This window comes from Neisseria animaloris, from assembly GCF_900637855.1.
Classification (GTDB): Bacteria; Pseudomonadota; Gammaproteobacteria; order Burkholderiales; family Neisseriaceae; genus Neisseria; species Neisseria animaloris.
The window spans coordinates 544,248-559,315 of record NZ_LR134440.1; the positions used below are offsets into that span (position 1 = coordinate 544,248).

Below are 15,068 nucleotides of genomic sequence, written 5' to 3' on the forward strand. Positions count from 1 at the left end.
TTCCACACATTGCCGCCACTTTAAACAGGCTGTCCGAAAAAAGGAAAGAATGGTTGGTTTTAACAAAATGCACTTTCGTTATATCGAATGCCCGCCCGCCTTTTCAGACGGCCAGCCGACACCGCAAAGCGTCGGTCTTTCTTGCCAAACCCCATACAACCCACTAAAGTTAAGGCCGTCTGAAAACCTCTTGTGAGAAAACCATGCTTTTCGTTTTATCTCCCGCCAAAAACCTCAACGAAAAAGACCCCGCTCCGATTACCCGGCACACACAACCCGCTCTGCTCGGAGAAGCAGAAAAACTGATGACCGAACTGCGCCTGCTCGCCCCTCAGCAGCTTGCCGAGTTGATGCACGTTTCCGACAAAATCGCCCTACTCAACGCCGAACGCAACAGCGCGTGGCACACCCCGTTCACACCCGAAAACGCCAAACAAGCGGTTTATATGTTTAACGGCGACGTATACGAAGGCTTGAATGCCGCATCGCTAAACCAAACCGCCGTCGATTACCTGCAAAACCACGTGTGCCTGCTTTCCGGTTTATACGGCGTATTGCGCCCGCTCGACCTGATGCAGCCCTACCGTTTGGAAATGGGCACTCCGTTCGCCAATTCGCGCGGCAAAAACCTTTATGAATTCTGGGGCGGAAAAATCACCGGTAATCTTAATCAAATCCTTGACGAAAAAGGCAGCGACACTTTGATCAACCTCGCATCGCAGGAATACTTCAAAGCCGTCGACACAAAAAATTTAAAAGCCAACATCATTACCCCCGTGTTTAAAGACGAAAAAAACGGCCAATACAAAATCATCAGCTTCTACGCCAAACGCGCCCGCGGCCTGATGGTGCGCTACGCCGCCGAGCATGCCGTTACCGAACCGGAACAACTCAAAAACTTCGATTACGAAGGCTATGCGTTCAATGCCGCCGCATCAAGCGAAAAAGAATGGGTTTTCCTGCGCAAAGAACAAATTAAATAAAAACAAAAAACTAATCTGCAATATAAGCAAAACACTTGGCAATGCGGCAGATTTCCGATAATATCTCCGTTTTCAAGAAACGGAAGCGTGGCAGAGCGGTTTAATGCAACGGTCTTGAAAACCGTCGAGGGTTGATAGCCCTCCGTGAGTTCGAATCTCACCGCTTCCGCCAATCTTGAAATCCAATAAAAACCGGAGGTGTGGCAGAGCGGTTTAATGCAACGGTCTTGAAAACCGTCGAGGGTTGATAGCCCTCCGTGAGTTCGAATCTCACCGCCTCCGCCAAAATTCAAAACCCGCTGATTCGTTCGGCGGGTTATTTTCTTCAAGAGGCCGTCTGAAAAGAAATTTTCAGACGGCCTCTTGAATTTGGTTACACTCGCTTCGAGCCTATACTCTTCAAGCCCGATGTAAACAAACGCATCATCTTTTCCGCAACCACCTCGGCTGTCCCCGCAGGCCGTCTGAAAAACCGATTTCCCCAACTCCTTAATCCATATACACATCTGCCTTCTCCCGCCTGAAAATGTTACAATTAACAGTTATTTTTCAGACGGCCCCACCATCATGAGCAAGCACGACAACGACACCATCCGCATCCGCGGCGCACGCACCCATAATCTGAAAAACGTCGATCTCGACATCCCCCGCCACAAGCTCGTGGTGGTAACGGGTTTGTCGGGCAGCGGCAAATCCTCGCTCGCGTTCGACACGCTTTATGCCGAAGGCCAGCGCCGTTATGTGGAAAGTCTTTCGGCCTATGCGCGCCAGTTTTTGCAGATGATGGATAAGCCCGATGTCGATTTGATCGAAGGCTTGTCGCCCGCGATTTCAATCGAACAAAAGTCCACCAGCCACAACCCGCGCTCCACCGTCGGCACCGTAACCGAAATCCACGATTATCTTCGCCTTCTGTATGCCCGCGTCGGCACGCCGCATTGCCCCGAACACGATTTGCCTTTGAGCAGCCAAACCGTTTCGCAAATGGTGGATGCCGTCTTAAAACTGCCTGAAGACACCCGCGTGATGATCCTCGCCCCCGCCGTGCGCGAACGCAAAGGCGAGTTTGTCGATTTCTTTGCCGACTTGCAGGCGCAAGGCTTCGCCCGCGTGCGCGTGGACGGCGAAGTCTATCAGCTCGACGAAGTGCCCAAGCTAGAAAAAAACATCAAGCACAATATCGACGTAGTCATCGACCGCGTGAAAGTGAAAGCCGACATCAAACAGCGGCTGGCCGAAAGTTTTGAAACCGCCCTGCGCCACGGCGGCGAACGTGCGCTGGCGCTGGAAATGGACAGCGGCGAAGAACATTGGTTTTCCGCCCAATTCGCCTGCCCCGTGTGTTCATACAGCCTGCCCGAACTCGAACCGCGCCTGTTTTCCTTCAACAACCCCGTCGGTGCCTGCCCCACTTGCGACGGCTTGGGCAATATGAATTTCTTCGACCCCGAGCGCGTGGTGATGCACCCCGAGCTTTCCTTGGCCGCCGGTGCGATTAAAGGGTGGGACAAACGCAACCAGTTTTACTTTCAAATGATTCAATCGCTGGCCGCACATTACGGCTTCGATGTCGACACCCCCTTTGAAGGGCTGCCTGAAAAAGTAAAAAAAGTGATTTTGCACGGCTCGGGCAAAGACGTTATCGACTTCCGCTACCTTTCCGAAAAAGGCACCACCTTCAACCGCAGCCACGCTTTTGAAGGCATCATCCCCAATCTCGAACGCCGTTTCCGCGAAACCGATTCCAATACTGTGCGCGAAGAATTGTTGCAATATCAAAGCCATAAAGCCTGCCCGAGCTGCGGCGGCGCACGTTTGCGCAAAGAAGCGCGTTATGTTTATGTGGGCAAACAACCGCTGCACGAAATTTCTGCATGGCCGCTCACCCAAACGCACCAATTCTTTGAAACCCTTGATTTGGAAGGCAACAAAAAACAGATTGCCGAAAAAATCCTCAAAGAAATCACCGAGCGCTTGGGCTTTCTGATTAACGTCGGCCTCGACTATCTGAACCTCAGCCGCAGCGCCGAAACCCTTTCCGGCGGCGAAGCCCAGCGCATCCGCCTTGCCAGCCAAATCGGCAGCGGCTTAACCGGCGTGATGTACGTTTTGGACGAACCCTCCATCGGCCTGCACCAGCGCGACAACGACCGCCTGCTCGCCACCCTCAAACGCCTGCGCGACCTCGGCAACAGCGTCATCGTGGTCGAACACGACGAAGATGCCATCCGCGAAGCCGATTTCGTTATCGACATGGGGCCCGGCGCGGGCGAACACGGCGGCAACGTTATCATCGCCGACACCCCCGACAAAGTCGCTGCCTGCACAAACTCCGTTACCGGCCAATACCTCAGCGGTAAAAAAGCCATCGCCGTGCCGTCTGAAAGAACACCCGTCAACCCCGAAAAAATGCTCGTCCTCAAAGGCGCACGCGGCAACAACCTCAAAAACGTTACCCTCGAGCTGCCTTTGGGTTTGATTACCTGCATCACCGGCGTATCCGGCAGCGGCAAATCCACCCTGATTAACGACACGCTGGCCAAAATTACCGCCCGTGAGCTGAACCGCGCCCACGAAGAACCCGCGCCCTACGATGAAATCACCGGCCTCGAACACCTCGACAAAGTCATCAACGTCGACCAATCCCCCATCGGCCGCACGCCCCGCTCCAACCCCGCCACCTACACCGGCCTCTTCACCCCCATCCGCGAACTCTTCGCCGGCGTACCCCTCGCCCGCGAACGCGGCTACAACGTCGGCCGCTTCTCGTTCAACGTCAAAGGCGGCCGCTGCGAAGCCTGCCAAGGCGACGGCGTGATCAAAGTAGAAATGCACTTCCTGCCTGACGTATACGTACCCTGCGAAGTGTGCCACGGCAAACGCTACAACCGCGAAACCCTCGAAGTGCAATACAAAGGCAAAAACATCAGCCAAGTGCTCGACATGACCGTAGAAGAAGCCCGCGAATTCTTCGACGCCGTGCCCACCGTATCCCGCAAACTGCAAACCCTGATGGATGTCGGCCTAGGCTACATCCGCCTCGGCCAATCCGCCACCACCCTCTCCGGCGGCGAAGCCCAACGCGTCAAACTCGCCCTCGAACTCTCCAAACGCGACACCGGCCGCACCCTCTACATCCTAGACGAACCCACCACCGGCCTACACTTCGCCGACATCGCCCTGCTGCTGGAAGTGATAGGCCGTCTGAAAGGCAAAGGCAACTCGATTGTGATTATTGAGCATAATCTTGACGTTATAAAAACCGCTGATTATATTGTGGATTTGGGGCCGGAAGGCGGCGATGGCGGAGGAAGGATTATTGCTAAGGGTTCGCCAGAGGAGGTGGTTAAGGTTGAAGGGAGTTATACAGGGAAATATTTGAAAGGGATTGTATAAAATAGTTGCACAGAATATTTAAAACATAAGGGTTATAAATTATGAAGATTAGAAATATAAAATTTAAAGAACATCATATTTTTAAAAATTTAGAATTATCATTTATTGATGCTAATGGAAATCCTAAGCAAACTATCTTAATTGCAGGAGAAAATGGATCGGGCAAAACATTATTACTAGATACGATTTTTAAATTATCCGATCTACCTTTGACAAGCGATCTAGGTAAGCTGATTAATAAAGGAGAATTTGAATTTGAATTATCAACAAACGAAGTAAGCAATATCATATCGGAAGTAGTAAAGAATAATCCATACCTTAAAGAGTACATAGACAAAGATTCATTGAATCAAGATATAAATTTTATATTTAAAATTTTCTACGAAGGAGATAATTCCCACTCAGGATTTAATATTAACTTACTCTCGAACCCAAGCTTTATTAAAAACCAGTACACTTCTTCCTTTAGGAATATGTTTTTTAACAATTTTTACAACATCACATCTAGGTTTAACTTATCAAAATTAAAGCGAATTTTTTCTACAGTTGAAATTAATTTCACCCCCGACATAATTCGATCTGTTACCAGTAAAGATATTGATACCTTAAATGGATATAGTTTTATATCTACTAACAATATTTCAACAGATATAAAACAATTATTTATTGATATTTTCAATCATGACAATGCAATTAAAGCAGAAGCGCTATCACAAGTAGATACAATTTATAAAGGGTTTTCTTCTTCAGAAATAGAGAGTAATTTAGATTTGAAAATAAAGCGTTTTCAGCATGCTTTTGAAGCAATCATCCCATTCAAAAAAATGGCTAAAGCCCAGCCTATAAATGGAGAACAATGTATTATCTTTAAAGATATTAGAAATGATTCAGAAATATCTTTAGATAATTTAAGCTCTGGAGAAAAACAAATTATATTCAGAGGAGCTTTTCTATTACAAAATCAGAAAATTATTGAAAATCCTATTGTATGCATTGATGAACCTGAACTTACCCTACATCCTGAATGGCAATTAAAAATTTTAGATTTTTATAAAAATATATTTATGGATCAGAATGGTAGTTTGTCTGCTCAATTATTTATAGCAACTCATTCTCCGTTTATTCTCCATGGGCTCAATAGATATGACGATAAAGTAATTATTTTAGCTAGAAGTGATCAAGGGAGTTTATATATTAAAGAAAATCCTGAATTTTATGGTTTTAGTCAGCCAAAATTAATTCATGAAGCTTTCACATTACCTGATAATTTTTTTTCAGAAAGCTCCTATAGTAATATTATTTATGTAGAGGGAGTTACCGATGAATTATATTTAAATAAAGTTATCCAAGTTTTTAATTTAAAAATAGGTAACTGCGAAATTAAATGTATAGGCAATCCTCAGGAAAACAAGGGCTCAGGAGATCTAAATTTAAGTTCCGCATTAAATTATTTTTATAATAATAGACACGAACTTAAAAATAGAAAATTGTGTTTTTTATTTGATTGTGATTCGAAAAATTGTCGAAAAAATTTAGAAATACCTGGAAAATTATTAGTAAGAAAACACAAACAATATAATAGCAATATAAAAATTGGTATCGAAAACACCCTTATTTTACCTAACGACTTGGATATAATAGATTTTACTAGACAAAAAGAAACTCGTGATGATTACGGAATCACAAACAAAATTAATACACTTGATAAAAAGAGATTGGCTGAAAAAATTTGCTCTCTGGATAATGAAAAACTAAAAGAAATTTTCATTAATCTTAAAGAATCGATCGAACCTATAATCAATGAAATGAATAATACACATAACCAATCATTGTCTAGCAAGCCGTAGCAAGCCGTAGCAAGCCGTAGCCTGCATAAAACCTAAACCCATGCGTAGGGTGTGTGCGGTACGCACGCACGCGTTGTTCGGGCTTCTGTTCCAATGCCGTCTGAAACGTTCTTTTCAGACGGCATTGTTTTGTACATAAATAATGTGGCGTGATTTTAAAATCTTTGCAGCCGATATGCGCTGTTCCATTCAAAACCGCGTGCGTGGCTGCGCCACACACCCTACCGATGGTTTAACGTTGGCTGTTTCAAACCTAGATCCGTAGGTCGGATTCTCGAATCCGACTTATCCCTCTGATATATCTGGCATCACAGCATATCCCGATTTCGCCGGATACAAGCAAACCGTAGCCTGCATAAAACCTAAATCCCATTTGTAGGGTGTGTGCGGTACGCACGCACGCGTTGTTTGGTTTTCCGCTCCAATGCCGTCTGAAACTTTCTTTTCAGACGGCTTTGTTTTGTGCATAAATAATGTAGCGTGATTTTAAAATCTTTGCAGCCGATATGCGCTGTTCCATTCAAAACCGCGTGCGTGGCTGCGCCACACACTCTACCGATGGTTTAACGTTTATTGTTTAAATGGTCGGGCATATACTATCAGCACGCACGCGTTGTTTGGGGTATGGCAATTCACACTCAAGGCCGTCTGAAAGCAATTTTTCAGACAGCCTTCTGCTTTACAAGCAGCTTTGTTATGATTCAAAAATTCGAAATAATAACAAGGGAAACAAATGTCTCGCTATCGCCGCAACCATCTTGCGGGCGGCACGTTTTTCTTTACCGTGAAACTTGCCGACCCGAAATCGCGTTTATTGGTCGAACATATCAATCTGCTTCGCGAAGCCTATGCCTCGGTTCAAAAACGCTATCCGTTTGAAACCATAGCGATTTGCGTTATGCCCAACCATCTTCATGCGATTTGGACTTTGCCTGACGGCGATAGTGATTATTCGCTGCGTTGGCGCTTAATCAAAACCGGTTTTTCCAATCATTTTTCTGCATCAAATACTTTATCCGCCAGCAAACAGCGGCGGCATGAAAAAGGGATTTGGCAGCGCCGTTTTTATGAACATACCGTGCGCGATAATGCGGATTTGCAGTATTGCGTGGATTATGTGCATTTCAATCCGGTAAAACACGGTTTTACGGCGAGTGTTAAAGACTGGCCGTTTTCTTCTTTCCACCGCTTTGTCCGCGATGGTTTATTGCCGCCGGATTGGGGCGGAACATCTGAAACTTTGGTAATGAATTTTGGCGAGTGATTCATGGGTTTATAATATTATTAACCATAAAATCATCCGCACTTTACCAACGGCTATCATCAGACCGTGTGAAAAAATCGGTTCATTTCTATAAAGTTTGCAAGATTGGATCCGAAGATCCAACCCACTCAAGTTACCTATTGCTTGAGGCCGTCTGAAATACTTTTCAGACGGCCTCGGTGTCTTCTTGCAGGTGGGATCTATAGCGCAAGCCACGCAGGCGGTTTCAAAGATTCCAACAACAGCGTGCGTGCCGATGGCACACACCCTACACATGCAGGCTACGCTTGCTACTGTTGGATTTATACCCCAATCTAGAACACACATACAGATTATGCTCTTAGAGTTCTTTTTTCCAAATCAGCAGCGGTACCAATTAAATTTAAAAAAACAGATAATTGCTCAGGTAAGGAAATATTTCCTCTTGTCCAAAAAATATCAAAATTACAGTTTAGCTGATTTAATTTCCTCACAATATTTCTCTCTTTCAAGAATTTATTTTTAAACTCTTTTTCTCCTACCGCAGAAAAACACCTAAATAATATTTGTTTTTTACATGAACAGGCATATGAGAGCTCATCTTCAAAATTTTGCTGCTGTATTAACAAAACTAGCTTACTATTGCTTTTTAAATGTGCCCGTATTCTTTTCAGATTACTAACTAAATTTACAATCTTATCCTGAACATCAATATCTAAAATAACGACAACGATGGAGTTATCTACATTAACAAGTCTTAATAGGGCAGAAATTTGCTTTTCTGTAGATTGCCAAAGATTAATTTTCTTCACATTTCCAACGTATATTTCCTTTACAAAATACTCCTCTGTCTCTCCTTCGACTAGTATCATAAAATTTTTAGACCCAGCCATCGTTACTCCCACACCAATTCATCGATCAAACTAGTTTGTGGGATAGTACAAAAATAGTTATTTTTTACATAACCCAACAAACTTCGATCATTTTTTGAAAATTCATTTTCAGGTTGCACAACATATGTTTCACCATACTTTTTATACATAAATAAATAGCTATGCGTTGGCAAATTCATTTCTAAAATATCATAATTATGGGTTGTATAAAACATCTGAGACCTTTTCGGCAACTTATGAATCATTAAGTTTAATAATGATCTTTCAAGCTCCGAGTGACTAGACGATAACTTTTCATCTAAGAAGTGTGTCGAACTAATTAAATTCTCTCCAAACTTATTTTCATCAATTATAGATGCAATAAAATCGGTAATACTCAATACATCATAAGTACCTTTTGATAACCTATTTTTATCAGTATCTGAGAAAACTTGTCCATTATCACTTACTTTTATAGAATTGCCGTTATTAAAATAGACAGAATACCCTTCTATTTTTTTTCTAGTTCTCTTACCTTCTTTTTCTTCTGTAAATAATGCTTTAACATCTTTTATTGAAGAGTCAAAGGTTTGAAGAATTTTTAGAATTAAGCTCTCTGATATCGAAGAATTTCTTGCTAATTTAAAATCATTTGAATGATTTTCAGAAAAAACGAAATTCCAGCTCATATCTAGGAAATCAATTTCTTTGAATCTATTGAATTTATCCTGAACTAACTCCTTTTCACCACTTATCAAACAACTTCTTGGGATCTTTACACCTTCCAAATGTTTATCTAATTTCTTTCTAATACTCAAATTACTATCTGTTTTTAGCAACGGCAATGACTGATAAACAATATCTTTAAGTGGAAAAGCACTATCCTCGAATTCTAAAAATATTCTATGAATTTGATAGTTAGAAGGGGTTATAAATTCTACTTCAATCTTAGCAACATCATCTTTATCACAAATTCCTTGAGATAAGTAAGATACTATTGTTTTTTTATGAATAAAATTTTCAATTCCACATATCACCTTTCCTAGTGATGTTTTACCACTTGCATTAGTTCCCATTAAGATACACACCCTTTTGAAATTAAACTTCGGGCGCTCTTCCAAATACTCCGACTCAATATTAGACTTTGGATTTTTTTTAGGATATGTAAAATCTATCTCTACATCATTAAAACTGTAAAGATTATTAATTTTTAATTTCGTGATAATCATATTTTTTCCAAATTTTGGATTTAACAGCACTCATTCTACTTGGAATTGATATAACCGTAAAGAACAAATCACTCCGCCCCAAACAACAACCCTTCCTTAATCCCCCGTATCTTATCCCTCAACACCGCAGCCTCTTCAAACTGCAAATCCCTTGCCGCCTGCTGCATGGCTTTTTCGAGTTTGGCGATTTCTTTAATGGCATCTTCTTCGGTGTGGATTTCGCCCACTTTCACTTTGGTTTTCAGACGGCCTTTGCCTTTGGAGCTGCCTGAATCATCGTGGTACACGCCGTCGATAATGTCTTTTACTTGTTTGGTAATCTGTTTCGGCACGATGCCGTGTTCTTGGTTGAATTTAATCTGTTTTTCGCGGCGGCGTTCGGTTTCGTCGATAGCGGCTTTCATGGAATCGGTGATTTTGTCGGCATACAGAATCGCTACGCCGTTTACGTTGCGGGCGGCGCGGCCTATGGTTTGGATCAGGCTGCGGTGGCTGCGCAGGAAGCCTTCTTTGTCGGCATCGAGGATGGCGACGAGTGAAACTTCGGGGATGTCCAAGCCTTCGCGCAAAAGGTTGATGCCGACAAGCACGTCAAACAGCCCAAGGCGTAAATCTCTAATGATTTCAACGCGCTCGACGGTATCGATATCGCTGTGCAGGTAGCGCACTTTGATGCCGAGTTCGCTGTAATAGTCGGTGAGCTGTTCGGCCATGCGTTTGGTGAGGGTGGTAACGAGTACGCGCTCGCCTTTTGCGATGCGGTCGTTGATTTCGCTGAGCAAGTCGTCCACTTGGGTGGCGACGGGGCGGATTTCGATTTGCGGGTCAACCAGGCCGGTGGGGCGCACGACTTGTTCGACCACTTGGCCGGCGTGTTCTTCTTCGTATTTGGCGGGGGTGGCGGAAACGAAGATGGTTTGCGGCATGATTTTTTCAAATTCGTGGAATTTGAGCGGGCGGTTGTCGCAGGCGGAAGGCAGGCGGAAGCCGTAGTCGACGAGGTTTTGTTTGCGGCTGGCATCACCTTTGTACATGCCGCCGATTTGGGTAACGGTAACGTGGCTTTCGTCGATAAACATGATGGCGTTATCGGGCAGATAATCCATCAGCGTGGGCGGCGGTTCGCCTTCTTTTTTGCCGGAAAAGTGGCGCGAGTAGTTTTCGATGCCTTTGCAGAAGCCCATTTCGTAGAGCATTTCGAGGTCGAAGCGGGTGCGCTGTTCGATGCGTTGGGTTTCGACGGGGCGATTTTCTTTAGTAAAGAAATCAATGCGTTCGCGCAATTCTTCTTTGATGCTTTCACAGGCGCGCAGCACGGTGTCGCGCGGGGTAACGTAGTGGCTGGAGGGGAACACGGTGTAGCGGCCGACGCGCTGGATGTTGCTGCCGGTGAGCGGGTCGAAGATGTCGAGGCGGTCGATTTCGTCGTCAAACAGGCTGATGCGCAAGGCGTTGTCGGAGCTTTCGGCGGGATATACGTCGATTACGTCGCCGCGCACGCGGAAGGAGCCGCGTTTGAAATCCATTTCGCCGCGCTCGTATTGCATGGAAACGAGGGTGGAGATGATGTCGCGCTGTTCGATGGTGTCGCCTTCTTTTACGGAAAGCACCATTTGCTGATACTCGGTGGGGTCGCCGATACCGTAAATGGCGGACACGGTGGCGACGATAATCACGTCGTTGCGGGTCATCAGGTTTTTGGTGGCGGAAAGGCGCATCTGCTCGATGTGTTCGTTAATCGCGGAATCTTTTTCGATAAATAAATCTCGCGACGGCACATAGGCTTCGGGCTGATAATAGTCGTAGTAGGAAACGAAGTATTCCACCGCGTTTTCGGGGAAAAACTCGCGCATCTCGGCATAAAGCTGCGCCGCCAGCGTTTTGTTGTGCGCCATGATGATGGCGGGGCGGCCGCTTTGGGCAATCACGTTGGCCATGGTATAGGTTTTGCCCGAGCCGGTTACGCCGAGCAGGGTTTGGTAAGCGAGGCCGTCTGAAAGCCCTTCGAGCAGGCCGGCAATGGCGGTGGGCTGGTCGCCGGCGGGCGGGAAAGGCTGGTGGAGTTTGAAGGGGGAATGTTCGTATTGGATGACTTGCATGATGCGGCCTGATGCTATTGAAAACAGAAACATAACATTATAACAAAGGCCGTCTGAAACGCTGCGCCTTGTTTTCAGACGGCCTTTGTTATAATGCGGCTGATATTTCGATTTTGATTTTATGGAAAACCCAATGAACATCCTACCTTTTCAAGCAGAAATCGCCGAACGCATGTTGGTCAACACCGAAGGCGAAAGCATCCACCCCGACGCACAATTTGTTCAGACGGCCAACGGTTATTGGTTGGCTTGGCATGAAGGCTTGGCCGCCGTACTCGCGCCGAATACGCCGCTCGATATTCCCTGTTTTTGGGTGGAAGGTGCGCACGATTTGGAAGAATTGGCGGCACTGGCGGAAAACGGCGAGTTTGACCAAGTGGAAGAGTTCGACGGCGACGACGATGCTTGGCTTGCTGCCTGCAATGAAAACCATGAACACTAAAGGCAATTATTAAAATGAAGCTATTTATCCGATTAATATCTATTACTATTTCATGCGCCCTACTCAATGGCTGCGTAGTTGCCGCCGCCGCAGATTTGGCCGCTACAACGGTGTTGACTGTCGGTAAGGTGGCCGTAAAAGGCACGGGAGCAGTAGTGCGGGCGGTCATTCCTGATGGAGATGACAAAGAAGAGGAAAAGGAAAAGAAACGGAAGAAATAAAATATACCTTAGATATTTGAATGCCGAATAATTTAACATCAGATTATCATTCAATTCTTTTTATAGCTTCATCCAAATATAAATTCCAAAATGAAAGGTACCTTTTTAAAATATTGCCTTTATTTGATTCAATAGCTTTTTCAGACGGCCTAATATCCTTCGGCCAGATAATCGATAACACGATATAAATAACCATATTCTCTCAATAATAACAAAATATCTTCAGGGCAACGAATTTGGAGCAAGCCTTAGCTGCTGCCGATTAAAACATCAGCCGAAACATAAATAAACAAAGGCCGTCTGAAAACATTTTTCAGACGGCCACAATCAAATTATTGTTTTACGCGATATCTCAGGCCGCCCGCCGATGGTAATAACGCAAAGCATGCTCTTTACGCCGCCCGCTGCTGAAAGCGGACACCCGTTTCAGGTAGCCGATGATGCGGGTGCCGTAATCGATATCGTGCGAGCCGCAAGCACTGCATGAATGCAGGGTGCGTTTGTCGATATGGCCGCAATCGTTGCAAATGGTAATACGCACGTTCACGCAGAAATAATTGCAACCGGTTTTGGCCGCGATATCCAGCAACGAGCGGTAACCCCCGGCAGTTAAGGCTTCATCCAAATTCAGATGCAGTGCCGAACCGCCGTCCAGCCAGTCGATCAACTCTTTGCCGTGCAGCAAAAATTTATCAAGCGTGTTGATGCTTTGGTCTTCCACCACATAGAAATAAGAGTTGTAGCAATCGCGCGGTACTTTGTAGCCGTCGATTTTGTCCCACATGGCGTTTTTCACACCGAGATTTTCAGCGGGAACAAACTCGGTATTGAACTTCACGCCGTATTGTTTGGCTGCAGCTTGATTGGCCTCGAATATGGTTTTCAGACGGCCTTGTACGAATGAAACATACTCCGGATTGTATCCCACCTTGATGCCTTGCGATTCCGCCGCTTCCGCCATACCGTTGATGCCGATGGTAAGAAACTGTTTGTCCAGCGTGATAAAGCCTGCATCATACACGGGCAACATGCCGGCGGCCTGATAGTCTTCCATCAGTTTGCGGTAGGCATATTGGTAGCGGTGCAGTTTGCCCACTTCTTCCGCAAGATCGCGCCCGTCTTGCTCCAAACGGTTCATATTGAGGGTAATCACATTAATCGAGCCGGTGGCCACCCCGCCCGCACCGAGTGTGTAAGAAAAGGTGCGGTCTTCAATTTTGTTGCGCAAACGGCAGCAGGAAGCCAGCGAATCGGGATTGTCGGAAAGATAAACGAAAAACGAATTGCCTTCCGCCAATTCTTGTGCCATTTGTTGGGCAAATTCATCGTCTTTGCACCGGCCGTTTTCGGTAAGCATCGCGGCCGTAACAACCGGAAAAGTGAGAATGGCTTTGGTGCGCTCACGATTGAACCATTTTAAGAAATAGTTTTGCAGGCGGGCTACGCTTTTCCATTCAGGTTTGCTGAAATCAGGGAACACAAAATCGCCGAACATCGCCTCGAAATAATGGCGGTCATACACGGAAATATTCCAAAACACACTCTGATAACCGCGTGCGGCCGCAGGTTGGTTGATGCTGTACACCACATGCTGCAAATGATTGCTGATGTCTTCGGTATGCGTTTCCAAATAATCGTCGCCGAAATCGCGACGGGCAAAATAATCAAAATAGGTGAGAAATTCAACGGTGGCTACGGCACCGGCAAATTGCGCACTGATGGCAAACACCAGATTGATGAACGACCCGCAAAACGAAGCCAGATGTTGCGGCGCTTTCGATTCGCCGCCCAATTTGGTCAGGCCGTCGCGCAAAAACGGATACAGTGTTACCGACACGCAATAAGGCTTCAAACTGGTTTCATCGTGCACATAAATCTCGTGTGCCTCAATCTGGTGGATATATTCGTCCGCCCATTCTCGGCCGAACAATTCCATGATTTTCCGGCAAATCTGCGCACGGTTAACCTGCACCAGAAAATCTTTCATCAACTCGCTTTCCATCGTAGCGATGTTTTTGTGGGTTACATTGGCATTCGCATCCATTTTGGAGCCGTCGGCCGCATTATGTGCCGAGATATAATCGTCCATAAATTTCAGCTTACCTGCCAACTGTTCGGGACTCAGCCTGATCATGGTGTTTCTCCTCTGATGAATAAGTGGTTCAGGTCGGCACCTGAACGAAGATCGGTAAACCGCTGGTTGGTTATCGGGCTGTTCAGCCCGCCAAGTTCGGCAATCCAGCGGCCGGTTTTCAAATAAGTGAGATAAGGCAGAAGGCCGTCTGAAAGCTCTTCCCGTTCCAAACCAGTATAAAGGCAGGTTTTCAAACCGGCTTCATTCACAATCTGCAACATGGTTTTCAATGCGTCCGGCTGCCATTCGCCGCCCAAAAACAGCACGCAGGTAATCAACCCCTGATATTGTTTCAGACGGCCTTTCAGATAATCTTCGGTTAATACAGCGCCCGAGCCTGTTTTCCAAGCATCGGCACTATGGCAGCCTTTACAGCGCAACGGACAACCGGAAAACAAAAACGCCAGCGACACTTCACCCGGCACTTCCTGCCACACCACGTCTTCTGTGATAAATCTGAGCGGCCGCATGTTTAATACCATATTTAGTATTTAAAATACAATATAACTACTAGATATGGTATTTTATGGATTATAGAAATAAATTTATTGAGATAAATCAAATTAACTTACACAACAAATGTAAAAGATTCTTTTTAAATA

11 protein-coding genes and 2 tRNA genes are annotated in these 15,068 nt (G+C 45.5%); 8 read left to right on the forward strand and 5 right to left on the reverse strand.

Annotation, left to right across the window (positions count from 1 at the left end; genetic code table 11):
• The first annotated feature begins 203 nt into the window (after positions 1 to 203).
• The 6 genes from yaaA to EL216_RS02635 all read left to right on the forward strand — a co-directional run bounded on the left by yaaA (position 204) and on the right by EL216_RS02635 (position 7,490).
• The gene (yaaA, locus tag EL216_RS02610; protein ID WP_085389907.1) at positions 204 to 983 is read left to right on the forward strand and encodes a peroxide stress protein YaaA; all 780 of its coding nucleotides are present in this window, start codon (positions 204 to 206) and stop codon (positions 981 to 983) included.
• An 81-nt stretch (positions 984 to 1,064) separates the two neighbouring features.
• Positions 1,065 to 1,155: transfer RNA gene (locus tag EL216_RS02615), tRNA-Ser, on the forward strand.
• A 22-nt stretch (positions 1,156 to 1,177) separates the two neighbouring features.
• A tRNA-Ser gene (locus EL216_RS02620) sits at positions 1,178 to 1,268 on the forward strand.
• Between the two features lie 282 nt (positions 1,269 to 1,550).
• A complete protein-coding gene (gene uvrA, locus EL216_RS02625; RefSeq protein WP_085389908.1) occupies positions 1,551 to 4,379 on the forward strand; it encodes an excinuclease ABC subunit UvrA in 2,829 nt (942 codons plus the stop codon).
• A gap of 41 nt (positions 4,380 to 4,420) precedes the next feature.
• A complete protein-coding gene (locus EL216_RS02630; protein WP_126300828.1) occupies positions 4,421 to 6,226 on the forward strand; it encodes an AAA family ATPase in 1,806 nt (601 codons plus the stop codon).
• Between the two features lie 733 nt (positions 6,227 to 6,959).
• The gene (locus tag EL216_RS02635; protein WP_085391275.1) at positions 6,960 to 7,490 is read left to right on the forward strand and encodes an REP-associated tyrosine transposase; all 531 of its coding nucleotides are present in this window, start codon (positions 6,960 to 6,962) and stop codon (positions 7,488 to 7,490) included.
• A 332-nt stretch (positions 7,491 to 7,822) separates the two neighbouring features.
• Here the strand turns inward: EL216_RS02635 and EL216_RS02640 are convergent, their stop codons facing one another.
• From EL216_RS02640 to uvrB, 3 genes are all read right to left on the reverse strand, one after another.
• Positions 7,823 to 8,374 carry a hypothetical protein gene (locus EL216_RS02640; RefSeq protein ID WP_126300829.1) on the reverse strand — a complete coding sequence of 184 codons (552 nt, stop codon included), beginning with the start codon at positions 8,372 to 8,374 and terminating at the stop codon, positions 7,823 to 7,825.
• On the reverse strand, positions 8,365 to 9,570 hold the full coding sequence (locus EL216_RS02645) for an AAA family ATPase (RefSeq protein ID WP_085391277.1): 1,206 nt from the start codon (positions 9,568 to 9,570) through the stop codon (positions 8,365 to 8,367). The genes EL216_RS02640 and EL216_RS02645 overlap by 10 nt, the downstream gene beginning before the upstream one ends.
• Positions 9,571 to 9,638: 68 nt before the next feature.
• Positions 9,639 to 11,669, reverse strand: coding sequence for an excinuclease ABC subunit UvrB (gene uvrB, locus EL216_RS02650; RefSeq protein WP_197720440.1), 2,031 nt, complete (start codon positions 11,667 to 11,669; stop codon positions 9,639 to 9,641).
• A gap of 133 nt (positions 11,670 to 11,802) precedes the next feature.
• Between uvrB and EL216_RS02655 the strand changes: the two genes are divergently transcribed.
• Together EL216_RS02655 and EL216_RS02660 are read left to right on the forward strand one after the other, a co-directional pair.
• Positions 11,803 to 12,111 carry a general secretion pathway protein GspG gene (locus EL216_RS02655; RefSeq protein ID WP_085391278.1) on the forward strand — a complete coding sequence of 103 codons (309 nt, stop codon included), beginning with the start codon at positions 11,803 to 11,805 and terminating at the stop codon, positions 12,109 to 12,111.
• Between the two features lie 14 nt (positions 12,112 to 12,125).
• Positions 12,126 to 12,332: an NF038104 family lipoprotein gene (locus EL216_RS02660; protein WP_085391279.1), complete on the forward strand. Its 207-nt coding sequence runs from the start codon at positions 12,126 to 12,128 to the stop codon at positions 12,330 to 12,332.
• 352 nt (positions 12,333 to 12,684) lie between these two features.
• Here EL216_RS02660 and nrdD read toward each other — a convergent pair whose 3' ends face one another.
• A complete protein-coding gene (gene nrdD / locus EL216_RS02665) occupies positions 12,685 to 14,466 on the reverse strand; it encodes an anaerobic ribonucleoside-triphosphate reductase (RefSeq protein ID WP_085391280.1) in 1,782 nt (593 codons plus the stop codon).
• The gene (nrdG, locus tag EL216_RS02670; protein WP_085391281.1) at positions 14,463 to 14,936 is read right to left on the reverse strand and encodes an anaerobic ribonucleoside-triphosphate reductase activating protein; all 474 of its coding nucleotides are present in this window, start codon (positions 14,934 to 14,936) and stop codon (positions 14,463 to 14,465) included. The genes nrdD and nrdG overlap by 4 nt, the downstream gene beginning before the upstream one ends.
• Between the last annotated feature and the right edge of the window lie 132 nt (positions 14,937 to 15,068).

Excerpts from the sequence above, each read along its gene's own strand:
- nrdD (WP_085391280.1), bottom strand. The coding sequence starts at position 14,466 with ATGATCAGGCTGAGTCCCGAACAGTTGGCAGGTAAGCTGAAATTTATG.
- EL216_RS02645 (WP_085391277.1), bottom strand. The coding sequence starts at position 9,570 with ATGATTATCACGAAATTAAAAATTAATAATCTTTACAGTTTTAATGAT.
- EL216_RS02655 (WP_085391278.1), top strand. The coding sequence starts at position 11,803 with ATGAACATCCTACCTTTTCAAGCAGAAATCGCCGAACGCATGTTGGTC.
- EL216_RS02635 (WP_085391275.1), top strand. The coding sequence starts at position 6,960 with ATGTCTCGCTATCGCCGCAACCATCTTGCGGGCGGCACGTTTTTCTTT.
- uvrB (WP_197720440.1), bottom strand. The coding sequence starts at position 11,669 with ATGCAAGTCATCCAATACGAACATTCCCCCTTCAAACTCCACCAGCCT.
- EL216_RS02660 (WP_085391279.1), top strand. The coding sequence starts at position 12,126 with ATGAAGCTATTTATCCGATTAATATCTATTACTATTTCATGCGCCCTA.
- yaaA (WP_085389907.1), top strand. The coding sequence starts at position 204 with ATGCTTTTCGTTTTATCTCCCGCCAAAAACCTCAACGAAAAAGACCCC.
- uvrA (WP_085389908.1), top strand. The coding sequence starts at position 1,551 with ATGAGCAAGCACGACAACGACACCATCCGCATCCGCGGCGCACGCACC.
- EL216_RS02630 (WP_126300828.1), top strand. The coding sequence starts at position 4,421 with ATGAAGATTAGAAATATAAAATTTAAAGAACATCATATTTTTAAAAAT.
- nrdG (WP_085391281.1), bottom strand. The coding sequence starts at position 14,936 with ATGCGGCCGCTCAGATTTATCACAGAAGACGTGGTGTGGCAGGAAGTG.